Genomic DNA, 24309 nt, shown 5'->3' with positions numbered 1-24309 from the left:
TTCGTCAAGACCAGGCATGCTTTGCAGACGTCGCTGGATGCTTTCCCTAAGCGTCGGGGTGGAAAAGCTTCAAGCTGGGTGCGGCGTCTTTCGTCGCTGCGGGTGGACTGACTTCTGTCGAAGGAATGCCACACATGGCTTCCTTCAGGCGTGCCAGATCGTTGCGTTGGGATTGGGGTGATGTGCGGTCCACTGCACCGACCACGACGACCGTGTCGTTAGCTCCGGCACCCTGGACCGCCCACTGAATGGCCCGCTCTTGGTCGGCGACCAGTCGCATTGCGGCACAATCCTGAACTCCATCCAGCACGCCGTGGCTGAGCGAAAGAAATTGTTCTTTCGACGCAGGGTGACAAGTCAGGACACAATGATCGGGCATCGTTTCAAGCAAGCGACCGTAAAGCATCAATGTCTCGGCGGTGTCATTCGCGTCCACCGCAAGGACACACCACAGTTTTGATTTGCGGTTGGTTTTGGGCTGGGTGCCCTTTGGCGTGAATGCCAGAATCGGCATCGCAGCCTCCGAACGTGCACCGGTTTGTTCGCGAATCGAACGCAATAGGAACGCGAGACGTTCCGGCGTTCCGGCAACATCCAAGATCATGTCAGGCTGCCGTTGCGAGGTATCCCAATCCGGGTTGGAAAACCGTTCGCATCGTCCAGGCACCTCGCGAAGTTGGCTAAGGGATTCGGCGATCTGCACAAGTGGATTGTGGGTAATCACGCCTACCGCTGCTGCAGCGGCTAGTGAAGTGGTGAACAGCCCTTGGCCCAGCATGGATTCCAGCAAAGCGGAGTTCATCTCGTGCGAAATCATTGCGGTCAAGCAGCCATCTTCATTGCTGACGGTTTGCAAGGACAAATCGGCAGGTGAGTTGACATCGTAGGTGAAAACATTCAATCCAGCTTCTTGTGCCGCTCGATTGACGGCTTCATCGCTAGCGGGAATCACCATGACTCCCTTTCGCGAGACACGCTCGATGGCGGCCTCCAGCGAAGTGGGACCAAAGTCATTGCGTCGTTCTGCTCGACCGACGACCACCAAAACATCAAATTGCACCGAATCGTAGCCACCGCTACGCAGTGCTTGATCGTTCAATTCAATGATCGAAACGGCGGCGCCCGCATCGGCAGCCTCTGTAAGTCGAACCAATAACGCTGCACCACTTGGACAAGCGTCTGGCGAAACTTCGGTACCGATCCCATCGCTATGCGCAAGGTCGGTTTCATAGGCGACGCGGCAGGGTGAGTCCCGCAGCACGGTTGCCATGCATAAAGCGGTAGTGGATTTACCGCTATCGCCAACGATGCCAACCATGATGAGCCGTTGGTCAGGGCGAGCTCCATGCTCGTCGGCAAGTTGGTTAGCGGTGATCTCTGCCAATGCGTGGTCGGTGTCGCCCACAATGCACTGTGGAAGCGGAGCCGGCAGGATTTGTTCCGTCAGAATTCCGGCCGCACCACGGGCGAGGGCCTGGGAGATCAACTCGTCTGGGCAATCTAGGCCGATTCGGTAGACCACGAGCTGGCCCGGAGTGCACGACTCAACCGATTCAGCGATCGATGAAAAAACGACGTTGTCGCCACCAAAGAAACGAGCTTTGGGAAGCAGTTCTTGCAGCGAGTGTTCCGACGTGTTTTCGGCGGCGTCGACCTCATCCGCCGCACTAATAGGCGTGTTGGGTGCGTTTGCTGGAAATGACGGCGTCGCTTTGGACGCTAGGGTGACCGCGTTAGTGTCATCCGATGAAGTGCCTTTGGGCAACCAAGCATTTCCGCCATCGGAAATCGTCGAGAACGAGGGATGACGAGTTCGCTGAGATTTTGCGAGGCAAAACGCCTCAGCGAAAAATTTCGAACTTGAAAATTCAACCGACCGACTGATGGGGTGGTGCATCTCGTCGCCTCCTTGCTGACGAAAAATGAAATATTGCCTAACCCACCCCGTCATCATTAGCGAACAATGAAATTGTTCGAGCTTGGGGCAATGGTTATGCGTTCACGGAAAATCCTTTCCCGTGGCAAAAACGCTTTCGCGAATTCGATAAGCGAATTGTTCCCATCTCAGCAAATGCGTCAAGGTCGAAAAGTGAGGGATCTTGCAATCCGATCGGACTTCGGCCCCACTGGCACTACGTTGGCGATCCAATTCAGCTATAATCACATAGTGACTCAACCACTCCACGGTAGGAACCATTCGATGTCTAGTTCACCCTCAACCACGGCTCGACTGACTGTCAACGCGGCCTTCTTGAAAGACATCAAGGACGATAACCGAGACTTGAAGATTTTGATGGATCGGCTGCGTCTGTTGACCAATCCGCGAGAAGCGGCCGCCAATCACTGGGCGGAATTGATCCAGTTGTTTGCTGATCTGCGTGACCAACTCGCTTTGCACTTCGGATTGGAAGAAGCTTACGGCTATCTGGATTTGTCGATCGACAACGACGCTCATCTTTCCGTTTGTGCGGAGACATTGCGGTCCGAGCATGCTGTTTTGTTCGAAGATGCAAGACACCTAGCCGAGGCTGCTGCGGATGCTTGTACGGGTGACCCGCCAATCGAAGGTGTCACGCCAGAAGTCACCACGGCGCAAGAAAAGGTGCTGGTTCGGCTAGACGCGTTCACCCGTCGTTTCAATGAGCATGAAGAAGCCGAATTGAAGCTGATTTTGGATGCCCTGGACGAAGATCTTGGTGTGGGCGATTGAAATAAGCAGGCGATCGACCTGTAAGGCGGTCATCCCAGCACGAGTGTGTTTGTACCTTCTCTTCGTACGAAATCGCGGGTTGCGGCTGAACGAATCCCATCGTCGCGATAGGTTCGAATCGGCACGCCGGCACACTGTGTCGGCACATGCGAATATTCGACTTGAGACAAACTTTCAATTTCCCTAGTGTTTGTCTCAGGTGACTCACCGCAAAGGATCGCGGTCGGTTTTTGCCCTCGCACCGCATCGGATTTCGCACCGCTCGGATAATGGAGTGTCCGCTCATGTCAGATACTGTTTCCCGCACAATTCAATCCCGCTGTCAGCCCACTTTCGTAGCGAATCGCTATCGAGTGCGTCAGACGCTGGTGTTTCTCGCCGCTCTTGCCGCCATCTCGATGGGGCTTTCGCAACTACAGGTCAGTGCGGCGGAATCTTCCGTCGTCGCGGTCGTTAACGCGGATCCAATTAGCCGCGACGCTCTCGCAGATGCTGTTTTGCAGCGGTATGGCACCGACGTGCTAGACAATCTTGTGAATCAACATTTGATTATGCAGGAGTGCAAGAAGAACGGCATCGACATCACGGCGGAAGAAGTTCGCGCCGAAGTGCTTCGCGTTGCTAAGAAGTTCGGCTTATCGCTGGAAAGCTATCTGCAATTGTTGCAGGAAGAACGCGATATCACTCCAGACCAATACAGCCGCGAAATCATCTGGCCCATGTTGGCTCTGCGAGCTCTCGTTGCCGATCAAGTGGAAGTCACTCAAGATGAGTTCAACCGAGCATTCCTTTCGCAGTTTGGTGAAGCGATCAAATGCCGGATGATCATGGTCAGTGACCCGTCCCAAGCCAACCAACTTCAATCGCAAGCTCAAGCCGATCCCAATAGCTTTGTTCGATTGGCAAAAGAATTCAGTGAAGACGAAACAAGTGCCAGCGTTGGCGGTTTGATTCCACCTATTCGTCGTTACATGGGCGATTCACGTTTGGAAGACGCTGCTTTTGCATTGAAAGACGGTGATGTTTCACCGGTGTTGCAAATCGGTGATCAGTGGATCTTCTTGCAAGCGGTTCGTCGTTTGCCAGCAAGTCACCCTAGCCCGCAAGCGTTGCCAGCGATCAAAGAACAGATCGCCGACCGAATTCGTGATGAGAAAATGAAGGTTGCCGCTGGTGAACTTTTCGAGAAGCTTCAAAAGCAATCCAAGGTCGTCAAGGTTCTTGGTGACGCAGAAGCGTCGCGACAATATCCAGGCGTTGCCGCTATTATCAATGGCCAGCAAATCTCAATTGCGTCCGTTGCTGACAAATGTATCAAGCGTCACGGCGAAGAAGTGCTCGAAGGCGAGATCAATCGCAAGCTGCTCAATCAAGCATTGAAGATGACTGGCAAAACGGTTAGCCAAGCTGACGTCGATCAAGAAATTACGCGTGCCGCCGTTAGCTATGGATACGTCCGCAGCGATGGTAAAGCGGACACCGAAGCTTGGATGGAAACCATTGTTTCGCAAGGCAAGTCGACCAAAGAGGTTTACATTCAGGATGCTGTTTGGCCCAGCGTTGCATTGAAGAAGCTTGTCGAGGATACCGTGCAGCTTAGCCAAGACGATTTACAAAAGGGTTTCGCGTCAGCGTTTGGCCCGCGAGCGGAAGTGTTGGCGATCGTTTTGTCTGATCAACGTACCGCCCAAAAGGTATGGGAGATGGCCCGCGACAACGCAAGTGAGGCGTTCTTTGGGCAACTCGCCGAGCAATACAGTATCGAACCGACTTCATCAAGCAACTTCGGTAAGGTGCCTCCGATCCGACAATATGGTGGTCAGCCCGCGATTGAAAAAGAAGCATTTGCTATGAAGCCAGGTGAACTGAGCGGCATTATCGCAACGGGCGACAAGTACATCGTCTTGCGTTGCCAAGGATTCACCGAACCGATCGTTTCTGACTTTGAAGCGGTTCGTGAAGAATTGGAGCGAGACCTGATCGAAAAGAAGATGAACCTCGCGATGGGCGTCAAATTCGACGAACTGAAACGCTCTGCTGAAATCGATAACTTCTTCTCGGCTAGCAAAGCCACTCCACGCGTCGCGACTCGGCCCGGCGGTCGCTAGGTTTGGAATATGGAACGCCGAGCAAGTTAAGCATTCGGCGCTCCATTCAAGACGCCGGGAAGTCAGCCGTTATTAAGCAAGGTTTGGGTTTACCAGCGTCGACGTGAACGCGTGCGGCCTCCCGCACGCCTAGCATGTTCACTCAAGGCTCCCGCCGCGGCGTGGGCCATTGCGTTGATCATCACCTGGGTCATCGGGTGAGTGGCCACTTGAGTGATGCGGTCCATGGTTGTTGGTCCCCAATTTTGGGCGCGCCGAATGGATTGCCAAAGATCGTCAACGTCCGCTGGGCTATGTGCTCGGTCCAGGTAGCCGGCGATATCCAAAGTATCCGAGAATTGGCTGTTGGCGCGGTCAAAGCCCGACGCACGAAAACGCTGAACAAGTCGGCCGATGGCTTCGTGGACCTGCTGCCCCATTTGAAGTTGATCTTGTTGGCGGGATGACGCCAACTCGGCCTGATCCATTTGCGATTCAACGCCTCGAAGAGAGGCAACGATTTGGTCGTCGGTGATTTCCGGCGTTCGGCGTGCTTCCTGTCGAAGTTGTTCGGATTCGGTCCGCGATAACATTCCGCGAAAGACGCTGATCGCTTCCCGGTAATAGTCGCATTGCGGATTTTCGAATTCGTTCAATTCGCTCTGGATGCTTTCGCACTTTTGCCCCGTCGCCGCCAACTGAATCAACGCTGACTTGCGTTCGTCATGCATCGCTTCGACTGCACGGATTTGGGCGAGCAAGCCAAACCGGTCGGACGCTTCATCCCGGTGTCGTTGCAGTTCGTCGAGGACGGTATCCAGCGCGAGACGATCTTCGGCGATGATCTTTCGCATCGTCTCAGGAGTGTTGGTCAGATAATCGTAGCTTCGCTTTGCTTCGCGGTAGTTAACCAGTTTCGCGATCCAGCGGTCCATGCTGCGGTTCAGGCCGCGATGCTTGTATTGCGACGTGTTGAACTTACGATCTTTTAGATAGGTAAAGAGCTTGTCTTCGTTGTACGCAGGTAGCTTTCGGGCGGCGTCTTGGCTGACTTCATCCAGGTTTGACTCCGCCCTTTCAAGTGCAACTTCCGCCATCGAGGCTCGCTGGGACAGGTCGACGAATTCGGCGTTTTCTTGCAGGTGCGTTTCGACCTGCTTAGCCACCTCGGCTTGCCGTTGTTCCGCTTCGTCCAATCGTTCGTTAAGTCGGTCGAGGTCCGCTTCCTGTCCGTGACGTATCGTGTTTTGGTCTTTCAGTTCCTCTTCGAGTTCATGGACCCGATGCTCTTTGCGAAGCAAAATTTCTCGCATTGTCGGACGGATCTCGGCCCAAGTCCGCTGGATCGACTCCGGTGTTAAGTCTGGTAGATAGTACTTCGCTAGTTTGGTTAGCGTATCACTGCGATCATCTTCCAGTCGTTCTCGTTGCGCGGCGACTTGGCTCAATTGAGCCCGCACCGATTCCAGCCGAGCGGCGGCCTGTTCGTACGCGGAAATGAGTTGTCGGTGAACATGAGGACCAGGAATCGGCATCGTCGCGACCAGAGAAGTACAGAAACAAGAATCAGCATCAAGAAACTAAAACAACATCCACGAACAAGCCGCGCCCACTGCGACGGCGGCCGCAGCTATGCGGTAACGATAAATCCAGCAATGTGCCATGAAGGTCTGGAAGCCTCGCTTGGGTGGATGATAGGTGTGCAGCCCTGCGAGGTATTGGTCGATCGCCGCATCGATCTCGGCTTCGGTTACGCGGTCGCCCGAAAGCTGGGCGGTTCGCATCAGCTTTTCACGCAGCCGAACACGCACCTCGTCGTGCCGAAACATTTCTTCCGCACTCTCACGTTGTTCTCGCATTTCGCGAGCGACGTCCATGACCCGCAAGGTTTCCGCGATCGTCATTTCCTCGCCCGGCATCTTCGTCTCCGAACGCCGACGACGGAGCTCGGCCGGTGATGCTGCCACCGGGGCCGATTGACCGGCGTTGGTCGGCGAGGGGGCTTGAGCGTGAGCGTTTGCCGAACCTGTCATCATTTGGATCATTAAGAAGAGTGTCGAACGAGGCGAGTTTCGCCGGTGAACCTCTTCAAAGATAACCGCCGATCGCCCGATATTCGATAGCCCCGCCTGATTGCTCGACCGAGGCCAAAGGCTTAACTTGATGAGTGTCCGTTTACGCGTCTTTTCACGTTTTCACGAGTTTTAGGCCATGAGCCAGCAAGCACAAGCCAACGCACCGGGTCCCGAGGAGTCGGCAAAGCAGTCCGCCCCGCCAAAACAACTTGATACGCGTTCGACCTCGATGCGAGACTACCTCGATCGGGCTCTCGATACACTGAAGAAGTTTGGGGGCGATAAGAATCAAGCCCCGCAAGAACTAATCACGTTGTTAGAAGACGTGAAGTATCTTGACGAAGGCAAAGTGCTGGCGATCGCCGAAGTGATCAAGCACATGAGTTCTTTCAACGCATTGGTCCGAGAGAACATCGAAAGTGTCCAGATTGGCAATCGCTACATGGACATCACCCAGATGTTTGATTCCATTCGCGAAGACAGCAAACGGCTGATCGCTCAACTCGATGATGGCAAAATCAGCGGTACCGAAAAGGTGGCTAACTGGTGGATGAAGATGCGCAGGGGAACACCAAGTGACCGGTTTGACGAGATCATTCAGGTTTACGGTTCGGTCGCGAAGGACACCAAGGACGCGCTCAAAACGGAAGAGCTGATTATGGACGCGTACATCGACTTTCGATTCGCGTTGAAGGAAGCCGAAGTCCTTGCCCGTGAATTGCTAGACACTCACTTGCCAATCTTGGAAGCAGCTAAAGATGGTTTGGCTGACGCGCAAAAAGCGTTGGATGATTATCAAGGCACGGACGAAGGCGGTAAGAGCCAACTGGAACTGCGACGCGATGAAGCTCGGCATAAGTTCGAGGAAGAGGACAAGACCTATCAACTGCTGAAGGACATCGCTGAAAATCTTGAGATTGGCTACGATGTCGGCGAAACGTTGATCACCAAGTTGAAACAAACTCACGATGTGAAAGAACGCGTTTTCCGCCGCGCCGTTACGTTCTTCACAACCAACGAGCACGTCTTCACAATCTTGGGCACGGTTTACACCAGCCAGCATGGTTTGCACGAAGTCACCCAGGCCACCGAGGCGATGAAAGAAGGTGTCAACAAGGGACTCGAAGACGTGGCAAGCCTAGGGCGTGAACTCGAACGAGCCGCTTTGAAGGCTGGTTACGGAAGCACGATCGATCCCGAGTCGGTGCAAAAATTGGTCGATTCCATCAGTGGCTTCCAAATCGAGTCGCTGCAGATGATCGCAGAACTTCGCAAGGAAAGCGAAGAAAGTACCAAGGCGATTCGTAAGAGTGTCGAAGAGGGCAAGAAGAAGTACCAAGAGACCCTTGGTCGCTACGCTCGCGGCGACTCCTTAGTTGGCTAAACGAAGCCATTCCTTCAACGACAACGATCAACGTTTATTGCAACGGCCAAATCATGTTCTCGATTGAACTGGTTTGGCCGTTTGCGTTTCAATTCGATCCTTGGCCATGTACTGGCAATGTACTGGACCTGGTAACAACTTCGCGTCCGCTTTCGCACAATCGCTGGTCGCTGTGATTCCCACGCTACTTTCGGTTAACCGCCTTCTGCACCCGGTCGGCCGCATCAGCGAGTAGCTCTACCATTGCGGACCTCGCCTGATTTGATTTTCGAGAACAGATCGCTTTGACTACCTTCTCGTGAGGCGGAAGCGAAGTTCGGTTATCAGCCGGCTGGCGGTTGGTCACCCGCAGGCTTGATTCCAGTGAAACGCTGATCACGTTAGCGACGGGAGAGAAGAACGGGTTCGCCGTTGCATGCAGGATCTCGGTGTGAAACTTCAAATCAGCATGCAAGAACGCCTCAACATTATCGGTGTTGTCAGCCATCTCTTGCCAAGCGTTCTGTATTTTCTGCAGGTCTTCATCGGATCCACGTTCAGCAGCCAACGCAGCGGCAGATGGTTCGATCGTTTTGCGAAATTCGGTCAAATAGAACAGCAGTTGTCCGTTGTCATCGGCTTGAGTTTGCCACTCAAGGACCTCGGGATCAAGGTAATTCCATGATCGTGCAGGCAGGACAATGGTGCCGCGTTTGGCTCGAGATTGGACCAAGCCTTTCGCGGCCAGAGACTTGATTGCCTCGCGAATGACGGTACGGCTGACACCCATTTTGTCGCAAAGAGCGACCTCCTGAGGCAGGGGGTCTCCAGGACTCCATTCACCGGCAAGAATCTTACATCCCAAATCGTAAACGACCTGACCGCAAAGGTTTCGCCGGGATCTCGTGTTTTCCATCGTATGACTATCGCATCAGGTGTGATTTTTGAGCGTTGCCCCGCGTTTTCTGGGGAGCGATGAGTAGACCGGTTTTCGCAACGCGCGGCAACCTTTCGACCCGACTTAGCGGCGATACGCTGCCGCTAGGCCTTTTCAGTGCCACTTAACTGAACGTTGTTGACATGTCCTCCAAAAGTAATATAATACTACCAAAAGAGGATTTGGCGGTGTTCGCTTTCTAGCGGGACTAAACAGACGCCTTTGGCAGAGTTTTGCCCTGCAGCCAAGTTCGACGCATTTACATGTTCGACGTGTGGAATTCTTGAAACGGGAGTTGATATGAAAGGTCTTTTTGAAAATGTTGACCGCGATAGTCGTCGTGGTTTCACTTTGGTCGAGCTTTTGGTCGTGATCGCGATCATCGGCGTGCTGGTTGGATTGTTGCTGCCGGCTGTTCAAGCAGCCCGTGAGGCGGCTCGCCGAATGAGTTGCAGTAACAACTTCAAGCAGATTGGTTTGTCGATCCACAATTACCACAGTGCGTACAAGCAATTGCCGACGCATAAGTCCGGTACCAGTGGATTTAATAGTGCGAAGGGGACCGCTGGGCCGGGAGCTTATGACTGGACCGATACTTCGCAAGGCACGGGGCCCAATGGCAACAATCAAGAGGAATTAAGTTTTCTGGTGGGGCTGACTCCGTTCTTGGAAGGTCAAGCATTGTGGGAGCAGATTTCCAATCCGAACGCTCCTGATAGCGATGGAAGCACGGGAACATGGCCCGCGATGGGCCCCACTCCATCGGATTCCGGTTCAGGCAATGGTGACTACGGTCCGTGGGCAACCGAAATTCCCACACTTCGTTGCCCCAGTGATCCCGGTGTAGGGCTTCCGGCATTTGGACGCACAAACTACGCCGCGTGTTTGGGGGACAGTCCCGCACGTGCATCATCGGGCGGAACACTGATCACGCTAGAACGCAACAGCAACGCAGCACAGTTCACTCGTGCGGGGCAACGTGGTGCTTTCGTACCTCGTCAAAAGATGGCCTTTCGGGACATTCTGGACGGACTCGCCAATACGATTGTGGCTGGCGAAATCGCTACGGATCTGGGCGACAATGATACTCGTACAAACCCGAAAACAGGTATGGGGACCGCAAAGCTTCCAAGTGAGGTTTCCAATGGAAATGATGCTACTCGTCCTCAGTTCTGGAACACTTCGGCGGTTAGCTTGGGATTGCCATCTGCGGAGCGACGTGGCTATCGCTGGGCCGATGGTAACCCGGTCTTTACGACAGTGGTTACGGTACTTCCACCCAACTCGGCATGTGGTCTTTGGGCCGCAACCGCTACGACCTCAGGGAACTACTACCTCGGCAGTCAAGAAAACTTTCAGTCACCGGGTTATCTGGCCCCGAGCAGCCGTCACCAAGGTGGGTGCCATGTGTTGATGGGGGATGGAGCGGTGAAGTTTGTTACCGACTCCATCGAAGCGGGCGAGTCCGGTCAACTGCCGGTGCAAAAGAACGGCAGTGGGAAACAAGCCCCGGGTGCGAAGAGTCCTTATGGGCTTTGGGGGGCACTCGGAACTCGTGGATCTAAAGAAGTGATTCAAGAAGAGTTGTAGCCTTGCAGGTCGCTTCAATGGCTGAGACTGCCGGCGGCAGGGTTTCTGCTATTTCAATTTTGGTGAAGTAGTAGCACCGTACGGTAGTCCCTTGTCTGAATGCTAAGAGGTCGGGCTTCTCTTCAAAAGCCCGGGTTCGTCCGCGACGGGGTGACTTCGGTGCAGTGTTTGGTTGCGATTTGATTGCCGGTGACAGTCGAAGATTGCGCTGGCGGGTAAGGATTCCGCTAGGGAGGTGAGACTCGAGCGAAGTGCTCAGGCCTGGTTGGTCAACTTGGCTGGCGAATTGTGCCGCTGCGATGTTCTCGCGGGCCTTGCACCGGTATCAGAAGCATGATCTTGCAAACGGTTCTTTTTGTATTACAATACGACCGCTTGGTGCGGGAATAATCGCGTCTGGCAGGTGGCTTATTGCAACTCTTTTCTAGGGTCCATCGTGGAAAACCAAAATCAGGATTTGTCAGCAACGCAGTTGCCGCTTTCCGTGGTCACGCCTCCGCGGGACGCTCGTTCGCTGGACCCGGTCCATGCTGTTGAGTCGCGGGTTGCCGGCAAATCAGGTCCACGTAGTGAGGCGAGTTCTCGTCATGCATCGAACTCTCCGCTGGCGTCGAGTTCAGTGAGCCCATCGGGATTGAAGATCCAGTGCATTCGAACGCATCACCTTCGGGATTATCTCGATGTCCCGTTCGGTTTTTCGCAATGGTACTACGACACACGCAATACGCTTTGGGTTGAGGTCGTTGCCGAAGATGGGACGACGGGATGGGGTGAATGCTACGGTCCATCGGAAGTTTATCAAGCAGCGATCAATAGCTTTTATGGACCGCGGTTATTGGGCGAAAATGCATTGCAAACTGACGTGGTGTGGCACCGCATGTGGCGAGCTTCGTTGGACTTTGCTCGTGGTGGCGTAATGATGGGGGCCATGTCGGGAATCGATATGGCATTGTGGGATCTCCGCGGCAAATCGCTTGGGCAATCGGTTTCCGAGTTGATGGGCGGTCGCTACGTGGATCAGGTCCCTTGTTACGCGACAGGCATGTACTTCAAGGAGATGCCCGAGTCCGATCTGATTGCGTCGATCGTTGAAGAGGCATCCAGTTACCAGGATCAGGGCTTTTCCGCTTTGAAGATCAAGGTTGGTAAGAACCCATCATTTGATGTGCGACAGGTTGAAGCGATCCGGAAGGCGTTGCCTGGCATGACGATGATGGCAGACTCCAATCATGCATATGATCTTCCCGAAGCGATCCGCATGGGACATGTACTCAGCGAGCATGATTTCCGCTGGTTTGAAGAGCCGCTGTCGCCAGAGTTCGTGGGGCAATTCCGGCAGTTGCAGGATAAAGTTGATTTACCGATCGCTACGGGGGAATGTGAGCAAACTCGATACGGGTACCAGCGGTTATTGGCATCCGGTGGAGTCCAGATTGCTCAGCCTGATTTGGCATATTGCGGTGGTCCGTCGGAAGCTCTGAAAATCCGCAACCTTGCATCATCAATGGGAATCAACGTGGTTCCACATTGCTGGGGCACGATGCTCAATCTTGCTGCGGCAACCCACTTTCTCGCTTCGGGTTATTTGGAACCAGGACGCAAGGAAGTCGCACCCGCGCTGCTAGAATACGACCGAACGCCAAATGCTTTGCGAGACAAGCTGTTTGATGTTCCAGTGTCAGTAAAGAATGGCGTCGCCGACGTGCCCACTGGTCCGGGACTGGGGGTCGTTGTTAATCGAGATGCCATGCAAGAGTATGTCGTTCAACAAACTGAAGTGAAGGCTTAGGTGAGTTTGCAGCAGTTGAACTTGCCCTCGGATTGCGGCTTCACCGCCTTGGTTGATCCACTCGAAATGCTTACCTCACTGCCGCGAGATACCGATTTTGATGACCGAAAGAAGCTTTTCCATGTTGATCAATGGCAAGTTGGTCCAGTCGCAGAAGTCGTTTGCGGTGACCAATCCGGCGACGGGTGAAGTCATCGCGGAAGTTCCCGAAATCGATGAGGCTTCCGTCGCACTGGCACTCGTGGCAGCTCGCGATGCTTTCACGACTTGGTCCAAAATGCCATTGTCTGAGCGTCAGCCAATCATTCTCCGGTATGCTGAATTGCTAGAAGAACACCGTGATGAGATCATCGATCTGTTGATCGCCGAGACCGGCAAGCCACTGGACAACGCCGAGTATGACTTCGGAATGTTGACAACTTGTTTGCGTTATTTTTGTGAGGAAGCTGCTCGGATTGACCAGCAAGTTATTCCTGATCCTGATGGCAAGTTTCTTAACTACACATTGCGTCAGCCATTGGGTGTTGTGGTCGGCTATCTAGCTTGGAACTTTCCGCTCTTGAACTTGGGTTATAAGCTTGGCCCAGTTCTGGCGTCGGGCTGCACTGCGATCGTTAAGCCTTCCCAATTGACTCCCTTGGCATCTTTGCGGTGTGCGGAATTACTTTCCGAGGCTGGGGTGCCTGACGGCGTGATCAATGTCTTTAGTGGAACGGACTACGATGTCACTGAACCGTTTTTAACCAGCGACATACCGGCTCTGTTCACCATGATCGGGTCAACGCGATCCGGTGTTGCTGCGATGAAGTCAGCTTGCACAACGGTGAAGCACTTTTCGGTCGAGCTAGGTGGAAACGCTCCCGTCGTGGTTTACGACGACGCCGATGTGAATGCAGCAGCGATAAGCGTCGTCGATCTTAAATTCGCCAACTCGGGGCAAGTTTGCGTTTCGCCAAACCGCTGTTTCGTTCACGAATCGGTCTATGAGCAGTTCCTGGAAGCGGCGACAAAGCATGCCGCCGGGATCGCACTGGGAGCCGGCCGGGGTGAAGGCCGTCGGATGGGGCCGGTACTAACCGAGGCTGCGCGTGACCGGATGTTGAATTTGGTTCAGTCCGCCGTCGACAGCGGAGCATCCGTTGTTTGTGGTGGGAAGATCCCAGTGGCTCATGAATTACCCGCGGCCCAGGCGAAAGGGTTCTTCTTGCAGCCCACAATTCTTCGTGACGTTGATCGCAAGATGGAGTTGTCGTGCGACGAGATTTTCGGTCCGATCTTGCCGGTTATCAAGTTCACCGATCGCGACGATGAAATCTCGCTTGCGAATGATACCGAATATGGACTGGCGGCTTACGTCTTTACGTCGAACCTCAGTCGTGGCTTGCGTGCCGCCGCGGATATTGAAGCTGGAAGCGTTTGTGTCAACGGAGTGCATTACGGCGTGCAGTTACCACACGGTGGACTGAAACAGAGCGGCGTAGGGAAGGATTGTTCCAAGTACAGCTTGCAAGAATATTTGACGCTCAAGCGAGTGTCCGTGGCGATGCAATAAAGGTTAAAATACGGGCGATCCCAGCCCCAGCGGTTCAAACTGGATTGTGTTTGCAGACATCCGGGTTTGTTTACCATCCTTGGGTGTCAGTGACGTCCGCATTGCCAGTTTGCATTTGCAGTTTGCATTGCCAGTTACATCGGCTGTCATATCTAAATTCCTTTGTCTTATTCGTTTTCATCCAAACGTGGAACGCACCATGTCTTTCCCTAGCGACATTCTTGACCGCCTTCGCAAAGCCGGAGTGGTCGCTGGTTTTTCTGTCGAGAAGGTAGAGCACGCTGTGCCTCTAGCCCAGGCTTTATTGAAGGGCGGCTTCGATACGATTGAGCTGATGCTTCGAACGCCAGCAGGAATGGACGCGGTCAAGGCGATTGTTGCTGACGTACCTGAAATGCTTGTGGGTGTGGGCACGATCCTGGATGCCGAAACGGTTAAAGAAGTGAGAGCGGCCGGAGCCGATTTCGGCGTCTCGCCGGGGCTCAACCCAAGTGTGGTTCGTGCTGCGCAGCAGGCTGGATTGCCGTTCGCACCCGGCATCGCAACACCATCGGACTTGGAATCCGCGATCGAGTTAGGTTGTCGGTTTGTTAAGTTCTTCCCCGCCGAAGCGTTGGGCGGCATCAAGTATTTGCGTAGCATGGCCGCTCCCTACCAGCACCTCAGTATCGAGTATTTTCCGTTGGGCGGCGTCAACGCAGAGAACATGCGGGCATATCTTGCTGAACCGAACGTGCCCACTGTAGGCGGTTCTTGGATCGTCGATCAAAAACTTGTCAACGCAGAAGATTGGGCCGGCATCACTTGCCGCGCTGCGGAAGTCATCACCCAACTGAAAGAGAATGATTGACCATGAGTGGAATCGTCGTCACGTTCGGAGAGATCATGGGCCGAATTGCGGCGCCGGAACACCTTCGTCTTCGCCAGTCTCGCCACTTTGATGTGACTTACGCTGGGGCGGAGGCTAGCGTTGCAGCATCGATCTGCAACTTTGGTGGGCAAGCTCGCTACGTCACCGCCCTTCCTAAGCACGCACTCGGCGATGCGACGATGGATTCCATTCGTGCGGTCGGGATCGATGCCCGGTACGTGTTGCGAACCGATCAGGGAAGGTTGGGGCTTTACTTTTTGGAAACGGGGGCCAACCAACGTCCAAGCAATGTGATCTACGATCGTGAAGATTCCGCGATCGCGATCACGACGGCTGACCGATACGACTGGAGTGGCATTTTTGACGGTGCCCAGTGGTTGCATCTCAGCGGGATCACGCCGGCTCTTTCGCGTAACGCCGCCGAGGCAACTCGTGTGGCGGCTCAGAAAGCGAAGGACGCTGGCGCGACAGTTTCGATCGACCTCAATTTCCGAGGGAAACTGTGGAAGTGGGATTCCTCCAAAACGGCTCGAGAACTTGCTCGAGCAACGATGAAGGAAATTTTGCCGCTGGTCGATGTCGTGATCGCAAACGAAGAAGATTGCCACGATGTTCTCGGCATCCAGGCTGGCGACACGGATGTTCATTCAGGGGCACTGGATACTTCACGCTATCCCGATGTCGCTAGGCAGGTCGTCAAGCAGTTCCCCAATGTCAGTAAGGTGGCGATCACGCTTCGTGAGAGTTTGTCGGCGTCCCACAACAATTGGGGAGCGATGCTTTATGACGCTGCATCGGACGCGCCTGTGATGGCGCCGCTGGGCGAAGATGGGAGTTACCAGCCCTACGAAATCAAGAATATCGTTGACCGGGTTGGTGGTGGTGACTCGTTCGCTGGTGGACTGATCTATGCATTGATCACGCCTGAGTTATGCGAGCCGCAAGCCGCGGTGAAATACGCCGTGGCAGCCTCCTGTCTAAAACATTCCATCAAGGGCGATTTCAATTACTCCACTCGTGGTGAAGTCGAGGCTCTCGTGGGCGGTTCTGCATCGGGACGGGTTGTCCGATAAGTGACAAGCGTTGCGGTTCCAGGTGCCGTAGACTGAACGGGAGAAAGGACGCCAGAGAAAATGATCATTGCGTCGATACTCAACCATTGACACCGGGTAGTCGTATTGTATGATGAATGGAAAGTGGGGGTTAGTTTACCCTGCGACAAGGCCGATCTACTCGAGGGTTTAAGCCGTGCGGTCCATTCGATTGTTAACCGTTGCAATTGGTTTACTGACCATCTCCGGCATCGTGGCTCCTTGGTGTATTCCAAGTTCGGTGGGCCCTTTGCATATTGCCGCGGCGGAAAAGCCAAACGTCGTGCTGTTGTTCGCTGATGACGCTGGCTACGGCGATTTCGGTTTTCATGGAAGTCATCACTTCCGAACGCCGCACTTGGATGCTTTGGCCGAATCAGGGGTTCGCCTTTCTCAGTTCTATGTAACGGGTGCAACTTGTGGCCCCTCGCGAGCAGGCATGCTGTCGGGCAAGTACCAGCAACGTTTCGGTTACGAAGAAATCAACGTGCCTGGAATTATGAGCGAGCATAGTAAGCTCCTTGGTGACGAGATGGGATTGCCAACGGACTTGCCAACCATGGGGGGCTATCTGAAGCAGCAAGGGTATCGCACTGCAATCTTTGGCAAATGGCACATGGGAGTCGCCGATCGTTATCATCCGCTCAAGCGTGGCTTTGATGAGTTCTACGGATTTCGGGGCGGAGCCAGGAATTTCTTTGCTTATGCAAATCCAAAGTCGACACCTCATGAAAACTGGATTGAGCGAAACTTTGAGCAATACCAAGAACACTCCGGTTACTTGACAAACGCTCTCGCTGACGAGGCATGCAGCTTCATCGAACGCAACAAAGAAGCTCCGTTCTTCGCTTATGTTTCATTCAATGCCGTGCACACACCAATGCAGGCTGACCCTCAAGACAAGGACACCTTCCCTGAGTTGGAAGGTGATCGGCGTACGGCCGCGCAGATGATGCTTTCAATGGATCGTGCATGCGGCCAAATCATCGACAAGCTTAGCGAGCTCGGATTGAGCGACAAAACAATCGTCGTCTTCACCAATGACAATGGTGGGCCGATGGATAAGAACGGTTCCAGTAACTATCCCTTCTCGGGCGTGAAGGGAACGCAACTGGAAGGCGGTCTGCGTGTTCCTGGCTTGATTGCTTGGCCCGGGAAGTTGCCGGCTGGGGCTGTCTACGATGAACCACTCAGTACTCTTGATCTGATTCCCACCTTCGTCGCTGCTGCCGGTGGCGATCCAACGGGTATCGAAGGGCTCGATGGCGTCGATCTGTTGCCATTTTTGCAGCGTGATCACAGAGACGATCTAAACAAAACGTTGCCACATCCCACTTTGCACTGGAAGATGGAAACTCGCGGTGCCATTCGGGATGGTGATTGGAAGCTGATTCGTTATCCCGATCGTCCGGCCGAATTGTTCGACATGTCACAAGACCCTGGCGAACAAAATGATTTGGCCGCTGCCAATCCAGAGGTTGTGAAGCGGTTGTTTCGAAAGCAATTCGAGTGGGAGCTGGAGTTGCAGCGTCCCCTATTCATGTTGCGGCGAGCGGAAGAAGGCTGGTCAGCTCGTCGTGCCGATCAGTTTCGCCAACCACCGGCGGCAGACTATTGAAGCCGTGATCGCCTGATTCGCTGTCTTGCAAATTGTTTCCAACGCTATCCCCTCAATTTCATCGCCGTAATGAACAGTCCGAATCGATATCTGATTGCCGCAATTGTTGTGGTTTTCTCGGTGCCATCTGAGATTGCATTTGCCGATAATTCCCAGACGTCCGGCAGTCCATCGCCCCCTGTCTACCCAGCGTCAGACCCGTCCAATTCGGGCGGCTGGGTTCTGCGGAATGATATCAGCGACGAGTTTGAAGGGAACAAAATTGACTCGTCCAAGTGGTTTGTCGAGGGCGAGAATGGTGAGTACTACATCTGGAAGGGGCGGGCGCCATCGCAATTTGCTCCGCACAACGTGATTGTCGAAGACGGCAAGTTGAAGATCCGATCCCAATGGGAACCCGACTTTGTATTCGCCAACGACGAGGGCCATGAGGGGAATACGTACCGTACTCATGATGGGAAAGACGTTCCTGTTACAACCGGCGCTGTCGTCAGTCGCAAGCGGTTCCTCAATGGCTACATGGAAGTCAAGTCAAAGGTAGGAGATTCGGCGATGACTGCCGCGTTTTGGGCTATCGGCTATGAATCGGAACTCGACATCTACGAACAGATGGGCAACCCCAAGGATGGCAATGACATCCAAGCCGATAGCACCAAGATGAGCGTACATGACTGGCAACCGCCGGCCCAACGCCCAACACGAAAGTTCGGGTACAAAAAGAAGCTTCCTTATCGCCTTGCTGACGACTTTCACATCTTCGGATGTGAATGGGGCGAGGACTATTTGAAATGCTTCATCGATGGTGAGCTTGTTTACGAAACCACCCAGGAAGCCGAGGGACGCAATTGGGTGTTAACCAATCCACTGGAAATTTGGTTCGACTCCGAAATCTTCGTTTGGCTTGGACTGCCGTCCAAGGAAGAACTGCCCACTGATTTCGAAATCGAATACATGCGAGTGTGGCAGAAGCCGCAAACCAACCTGCTCGATCGTGCCTTTTTCGGCTTCGAAGGGCCCATCTTGTTTCAGGAAAATGAACGCCCACTAAACTTGGTTCCTGAAAATTCGAAGGGAAACCAATACCAAAAATTTTGGCAGATCGATGAAGCCTCGGCGAAGCATTTCGCAATCGTTCGTCATGAGAAATTCGCTTCCGGGACACGCAGTCTGAGGTTCAGTTCTGAAGGTGAGCTCTCAACGGATGTTGCTTCGATTCAAGGTCCTGACGGTTCGATTGATTTAGCACCAGGTGACTATGAATTGAGCGTCAAAATTTGGATCGAACCCAACAGCACGCTGCGAAGCATACGGCTCTCACTCGCCGATCCATCGATTCATCTTCCGGACATCGACTTGACCGAGTGTGTGACAGGGAGGTGGGTATCGGTGACGCGCCAAATCAATCTGCCGAAAGGAACCGGCGACCAAGGTCGGTTGGCCGTGTCCATTGAGCATGATGATGAACTTGGTGGAAGCAGTCTTGTTTATCTCGATGACATCTCGATTTCCGAATCTGGTCTTTAACTGATGACTACTCCATAACCTTAGGATCTGCACACCTCAATGAAACACATCCTCACATTCGTTGCCCTCGTGGCATTTTCGCTTGTTCTATCGAACCCCACCTCGTTCGCCGCGGATCCTCAGCCCGTCGGGAATCTATTCGAACAAAGTCCGGGTGACTGGGAATTTGTGGCTGACCAATCCGATGAGTTCAACGTTGATCAGGTAGACACTAAAAAATGGAATGTCGACACCGAAGATTGGGGCACATGGAGTTGGGAACCCGAGAACACGTTTGCAAAAGAGGGAGCGTTGCATTTGCGGATGGTTCAAGAGGATCATCAACGCGGCAATACCAAGTTGGCGTATAAGTCCGGGATCGCCCGCCAGTATTTAACTGCCGTTTATGGGTACTTTGAAGCACGTGTGAAGGGCTGTGATTTGTTTCCGGGAGCTTCGCCTGCGTTCTGGTTGCACAGCAAAGGTCCCGAGAATCGGTATTCAGCCCGGGACGGTGAAACGGTGGCCTATTCCGAAATCGACATCATCGAACTTCAGCAATGCGAGTTCAATAAGGAAACGCAACAGCGCAATGGCGTCGACGTCATCGATTGCAACCTTCACGCAGTCCTAATTCGAGATGGCCAGCGGCAGTGGATCCGTCCGGGAACACATCCGGAAACCAATAAGAACGAATACCATGCTCCGTTCGATCCTCGGAAGGACTATCACGTATACGGGGTCGAAAACAATAAAGACTTTGTCGTCTGGTATGTCGATGGCAAAGAGGTCGCTCGTAAGCCAAATTTGTATTGGCATTTGCCTATGCACGTGACCCTGTCATTGGGATTGCGGTACCCATTTGAGACGTATCGAAATGGTGGCCGAGAAGCGGTTTTGGAAAAGACGACTCAAGAAGGATTTCCTACCGAGATGTTGGTCGACTACGTACGGGTTTGGCGCAACAACGACGTTATCGAAGAAACCAAGGCGACCACCGCGGGCAAGGCCGATTCCGGAGCGAAGAAGAAGCCTGGCGGCGTTGCAAAACCGGCGAAAAACAATGTAGCGGCGGGCGGTGGGAAGGCTGTTAATGGAATGAGCAAGGCCGAATTCGTCGCGATGGAAAAGGCGAAGTGGGAAAAGAATGGTTGGCCGTGGAATCAAGAAAAGGTGGAGTCCAATTTCAGCGAAATGGATGCTGACAATGACGGCGTCGCCTCGGGACAAGAACGTCAGAAATGGTTCCAGAAGAAGAAAGCGTCTTTGAATTAACCCATAGGATTCAAACCAGCTAAATTGAATTGAATTTGAAGTCGGTCTTCCGATAACGCCTCGTACCTATTCGTCAACTTGCCATGAAATCCTATCAGACGAACGCTTTGATTTACTCGACGATTGTCGCGATGGGAGGCTTTCTGTTTGGCTTGGATGCGGCGTTGATTTCCGGAACGATCGATTATCTGACCGCCGAGTTTCGTTTGACTCCCGAGCAGTTGGGTACGGTTGTTAGTGCACCCGCTTTGGGTGTGCTCGTTGCTTTGCCGTTTGCCGGATATATCTGCAATCAATTCGGTCGAAAAAAGGCGATTCTGTTGATCGCAGTACTTTATTTAGTCTCTGCGATCTGTTCGGCACTCGCCCCCAGTTACTGGATGCTCGTGTCGGCTCGTTTCTTGGGTGGTTTGGCATTCAGTTCGATTTCATTGGCGTCGATGTACATTGGTGAAATCGCACCACCGAAACTGCGAGGCAAGCTTGTTTCGATGACCCAGATCAATATCGTGATTGGATTGTCGGGGGCCTACTTCGTTAACTACCTGATCAATCACTGGGCGACATCAGAGGCGCCGTGGGTTGTCAATATGGGACTGGATACCCACACCTGGCGATGGATGTTGGGATCGGAAGTTCCTTTTGCGGTGATCTGGTTTGGTTTGTTGCTGTTCATTCCCGAAAGCCCATCTTGGTTGGTCTACAGGAATCGCGATAACGACGCCAAAAAAACATTGCTTAAGCTGATGCCGGCAGACGAAATCGATTCGCATGTCCAGGAAGTGCGAGAAAGCATTCACAAGAGTACTGATGACCATTCCATCATCGCTCAATTGCGAGAGATTTTTAGCAAACCGATGCGGCTGACATTTGTGATCGCGTTGACCATCGCAATCGCACAACAATCCACCGGCATCAATGCGGTTTTGTTTTATGCTCAAACGATTTTCAAGCAGTTGGGAATCGGATCCGATGCTGCTTTTGTGCAAGCGATTTGGGTCGGGCTGACGAGTATTGTCTTCACGGTCATGGGGTTGCTTCTAGTAGACCGTCTCGGACGACGACCGCTGATTATTTGGGGCATGGTTTGGATTATTGCCAGCCTTGGCATTTGTGCTTATGCGTTTAACAACGCTCGTTACGTTGTCAGCGATCACACTATCGCTGTGATGACTGAGTTAGATCAAGAGAACGCGGGAGATGATGCACCCAGCCAATCAAACGCCGACCCCAAAAGCCCCAATCATATTAGCCAGCTTGGTCCGTTGGTCGGTGTGCAACACACCAGTGATATCGAATTTAAAAACGCGATTCGGGATGCGTTAGGTCCCGAGGAAGCCAATAAACAAATGGGAGCCATTTTGGATGCCTCCATTCAAATCAATGCGAAGCTGGTTTTGTTCGGCATACTTAGCTTCATCGCTGCCTTTCACTTCTCGGTAGGCCCAGTAATGTGGGTTTTGTTCAGCGAGATATTCCCGGTCTCGGTTCGCGGTATCGCGATCCCGTTCTTCACGATCGTCACCAGTTTGACAAGCTGGCTGGTGCAATTCTTCTTTCCGCGACAACTCGAAAGCATGGGGATGACGGCGCTCTTCCTGTTCTATGCCGCCACCGTGTTGATCGGACTGGTGATTTTGTTCTTTGCGTTGAAGGAGACTAAGAATATGAGCATTGAGGAGATTCAAGTGGCGATGCGTACCAAAGAATCGCCCAGGACCTAAACACGCAGTCGCTCGCAAGAACTCAATCTGAAAACAGAATTCCTTTGTGCGTGCGAAGGATTCGACTCACCTGCATCCCTTTCACTCGCACCATCATGATTGACACCTCTCACAGTCCGCATGTCAAGCTAAAGAGTATTGGCATTGGCGATTGCACGTGGACGCAGGGCTTCTGGGCAGACAAGTTCAAACAATGCGAAGCGGTGATGGTGCCCCACATGGGCACACTGTTGAAAGGCGACATTGGCCACGGTTACAACAATTTTAAAATTGTCGCCGGTATGAAGACGGGCCAGCATGAGGGTTTCGCATGGCATGATGGAGACTTTTTCAAATGGATGGAGGCGGCTGTCTATGTCTATGCTGTCAATAAGGATCCCAAGATTGTGGATGAGCTAGATGAAATCATCGAGGTCATCGCTAAGGCACAAGAGGACGACGGGTATCTGCACACCCATATCCAAATCAATGGAATCGCTCACTTTTCCAATCGCAAATATCACGAAATGTATAATTGCGGGCACCTTTACACGGCGGCCTGCGTTCATCATCGCGCTACTGGCAATCAGAACTTCCTAGCGATCGCCATTAAAAACGCGGACTTGCTCTACAAGCTGTTTCAGCCTCAACCTAAAGAACTATGTCGGTTTGGATTCAACCAATCCCAGATCATGGGTTTGACCGAACTCTATCGCACTACCCGGGACCCACGTTATCTCGAGCTCGCTGAGATATTTATCAACAACCGTGGCAAGTCCGAAGTCGTTGAAGATGCTAGCACCGAAGGCTATCCGATCGGCGATATGGTCCAGGAACGGGTTCCACTACGCGAAGAAACAGAAGCCGTCGGCCATGCGGTGTTGGCGCTCTATTACTACGCCGGAGCGGCAGACGTGTACGCCGAAACCGGAGAGCAAGCGTTGTTGGATGCTCTTGAACGCTTATGGGACAATGTCGCTAATAAGAAGATGTACGTGACTGGCGCTGTCGGTCAGGCTCACTTTGGCGCTTCAACGCGTCGCGATAAAATCGAAGAAGGTTTTTTAGATGCGTATTTAATGCCGAATTCGACGGCCTATAACGAAACCTGCGCGAATATTGCCAATGCGATGTTCAACTATCGGTTGTTGGGAATCAAAGGGGATTCCAAGTACGCCGATATCATGGAATTGGTGGTTTTCAACAGTGCGTTGGTCGGCATTAGTGACGATGGGAAGCATTACTTCTATGCGAACCCATTGCGTTACAACCGTGGCCAGCGTGAGTATCAAGATAACCGCGACTGCACCGAATCGGCCAATCGCGAAGCCTACATCGAGTGTTTCTGTTGTCCGCCTAATCTGGTTCGGACGATTGCAAAATTGTCGGGTTGGGCATATTGCCGGACTGACAATGGAATCGCCGTCAACTTGTATGGTGGGAATCGTCTTGAAACGCAATTAGCTGACGGGTCGAGGATTGAGCTACGGCAAGAGTCTGGCTATCCGTGGGAGGGTGACGTCAAAATTATATTCGAATCTTGCAAGCAACAACCGTTCGAAGTTCTGTTGCGAATTCCTGGATGGGCCGATCGATGTTCCTTGTTGGTTAACGGTAAGGATGCGGATGTGGAAGCAAAACCAGGAGAGTTTGCATGCATTGAACGATCTTGGAATGCTGGGGACACGATCGAGCTTCAGTTTCCCATGGAGGCAAAGCTGATCCAGGGGCATCCTTTGATAGAAGAAGTACGTAACCAGACCGCGATCAAAGTGGGCCCTTTGGTTTACTGCATCGAGACTCCCGACCTTCCTGACGGCATTTCCACATTAGACGTCTACGTGGCAAGTGACATTCAGTTTCAAAAACAGAGCGACGCCGCGATTTTGGGTGGCGCTACGACACTTGTTGGAAACGCATTGGTGAAGGCTGACGAACGGACATCAATGTACAGTCCGCTGGTGCACCCCAAGTGGAAAGATATCCCGGTTCGATTCGTTCCTTATTATGCGTGGTCTAACCGAGGCGACGCTGAGATGACGGTTTGGTTACCGATCGTTTGGAAATAGTTGCCACCCGATTGCCCTGTGTAAAACAATCGTCGTGGTTCATCGCGACGTGTAGTCAAATTCCCCACAGAGACGG

17 protein-coding genes are annotated in these 24309 nt (G+C 53.0%); 13 read left to right on the top strand and 4 right to left on the bottom strand.

All coding sequences use genetic code 11. The features are described 5' to 3' along the window. Positions 1-46: 46 nt before the first annotated feature. On the bottom strand, positions 47-1897 hold the full coding sequence (locus ACR3ZL_RS21335) for a UDP-N-acetylmuramoyl-L-alanyl-D-glutamate--2,6-diaminopimelate ligase (protein ID WP_473651066.1): 1851 nt from the start codon (positions 1895-1897) through the stop codon (positions 47-49). Between the two features lie 303 nt (positions 1898-2200). On the opposite strand from ACR3ZL_RS21335, the gene ACR3ZL_RS21330 reads away from it, so the two are divergent. Both ACR3ZL_RS21330 and ACR3ZL_RS21325 read left to right on the top strand, forming a co-directional pair. Next, a complete protein-coding gene (locus ACR3ZL_RS21330; RefSeq protein ID WP_473651067.1) occupies positions 2201-2710 on the top strand; it encodes a hemerythrin domain-containing protein in 510 nt (169 codons plus the stop codon). A 284-nt stretch (positions 2711-2994) separates the two neighbouring features. Beyond that, on the top strand, positions 2995-4818 hold the full coding sequence (locus tag ACR3ZL_RS21325) for a peptidylprolyl isomerase (protein ID WP_486172950.1): 1824 nt from the start codon (positions 2995-2997) through the stop codon (positions 4816-4818). Between the two features lie 89 nt (positions 4819-4907). On the opposite strand, the gene ACR3ZL_RS21320 is transcribed toward ACR3ZL_RS21325, so the two are convergent. After that, positions 4908-6332, bottom strand: coding sequence for a hypothetical protein (locus ACR3ZL_RS21320; RefSeq protein WP_486172949.1), 1425 nt, complete (start codon positions 6330-6332; stop codon positions 4908-4910). A 45-nt stretch (positions 6333-6377) separates the two neighbouring features. After that, entirely contained in the window at positions 6378-6842 is a 465-nt protein-coding gene (locus tag ACR3ZL_RS21315) for a DUF6384 family protein (RefSeq protein WP_473651071.1), read from the bottom strand. Between the two features lie 166 nt (positions 6843-7008). On the opposite strand from ACR3ZL_RS21315, the gene ACR3ZL_RS21310 reads away from it, so the two are divergent. Then, positions 7009-8256, top strand: coding sequence for a cell surface protein (locus ACR3ZL_RS21310; RefSeq protein WP_486172948.1), 1248 nt, complete (start codon positions 7009-7011; stop codon positions 8254-8256). Between the two features lie 184 nt (positions 8257-8440). On the opposite strand, the gene ACR3ZL_RS21305 is transcribed toward ACR3ZL_RS21310, so the two are convergent. After that, positions 8441-9151, bottom strand: a complete 711-nt coding sequence (locus ACR3ZL_RS21305; protein WP_473651073.1) for a FadR/GntR family transcriptional regulator — start codon at positions 9149-9151, stop codon at positions 8441-8443. Between the two features lie 321 nt (positions 9152-9472). Between ACR3ZL_RS21305 and ACR3ZL_RS21300 the strand changes: the two genes are divergently transcribed. From ACR3ZL_RS21300 to ACR3ZL_RS21255, 10 genes are all read left to right on the top strand, one after another. After that, positions 9473-10762, top strand: a complete 1290-nt coding sequence (locus ACR3ZL_RS21300) for a DUF1559 family PulG-like putative transporter (protein WP_473651074.1) — start codon at positions 9473-9475, stop codon at positions 10760-10762. 436 nt (positions 10763-11198) lie between these two features. Continuing rightward, entirely contained in the window at positions 11199-12551 is a 1353-nt protein-coding gene (locus ACR3ZL_RS21295) for a mandelate racemase/muconate lactonizing enzyme family protein (RefSeq protein WP_473651075.1), read from the top strand. 100 nt (positions 12552-12651) lie between these two features. After that, positions 12652-14103, top strand: coding sequence for an aldehyde dehydrogenase family protein (locus ACR3ZL_RS21290; RefSeq protein WP_473651076.1), 1452 nt, complete (start codon positions 12652-12654; stop codon positions 14101-14103). A gap of 199 nt (positions 14104-14302) precedes the next feature. Further along, complete coding sequence (locus ACR3ZL_RS21285; protein ID WP_473651077.1) at positions 14303-14953, top strand: bifunctional 4-hydroxy-2-oxoglutarate aldolase/2-dehydro-3-deoxy-phosphogluconate aldolase; 651 nt, start codon at positions 14303-14305, stop codon at positions 14951-14953. A 2-nt stretch (positions 14954-14955) separates the two neighbouring features. Next, the gene (locus tag ACR3ZL_RS21280; protein WP_473651078.1) at positions 14956-16047 is read left to right on the top strand and encodes a sugar kinase; all 1092 of its coding nucleotides are present in this window, start codon (positions 14956-14958) and stop codon (positions 16045-16047) included. 175 nt (positions 16048-16222) lie between these two features. Then, positions 16223-17683, top strand: coding sequence for a sulfatase-like hydrolase/transferase (locus ACR3ZL_RS21275; RefSeq protein ID WP_486172947.1), 1461 nt, complete (start codon positions 16223-16225; stop codon positions 17681-17683). A 69-nt stretch (positions 17684-17752) separates the two neighbouring features. Continuing rightward, positions 17753-19207, top strand: a complete 1455-nt coding sequence (locus tag ACR3ZL_RS21270) for a family 16 glycosylhydrolase (RefSeq protein WP_486172946.1) — start codon at positions 17753-17755, stop codon at positions 19205-19207. A gap of 39 nt (positions 19208-19246) precedes the next feature. Further along, positions 19247-20461, top strand: coding sequence for a kappa-carrageenase (locus ACR3ZL_RS21265; RefSeq protein ID WP_473651082.1), 1215 nt, complete (start codon positions 19247-19249; stop codon positions 20459-20461). Between the two features lie 83 nt (positions 20462-20544). Continuing rightward, on the top strand, positions 20545-22185 hold the full coding sequence (locus ACR3ZL_RS21260; protein WP_473651083.1) for an MFS transporter: 1641 nt from the start codon (positions 20545-20547) through the stop codon (positions 22183-22185). A gap of 95 nt (positions 22186-22280) precedes the next feature. After that, positions 22281-24233 carry a glycoside hydrolase family 127 protein gene (locus ACR3ZL_RS21255; protein WP_486172945.1) on the top strand — a complete coding sequence of 651 codons (1953 nt, stop codon included), beginning with the start codon at positions 22281-22283 and terminating at the stop codon, positions 24231-24233. The last annotated feature ends 76 nt before the right edge of the window (positions 24234-24309 follow it).

This window comes from Rhodopirellula sp. J20-39, assembly GCF_057365095.1.
The sequence above is the reverse complement of the archived record's forward strand: the minus strand, read 5'-3'. Positions and strand labels throughout refer to the sequence as shown.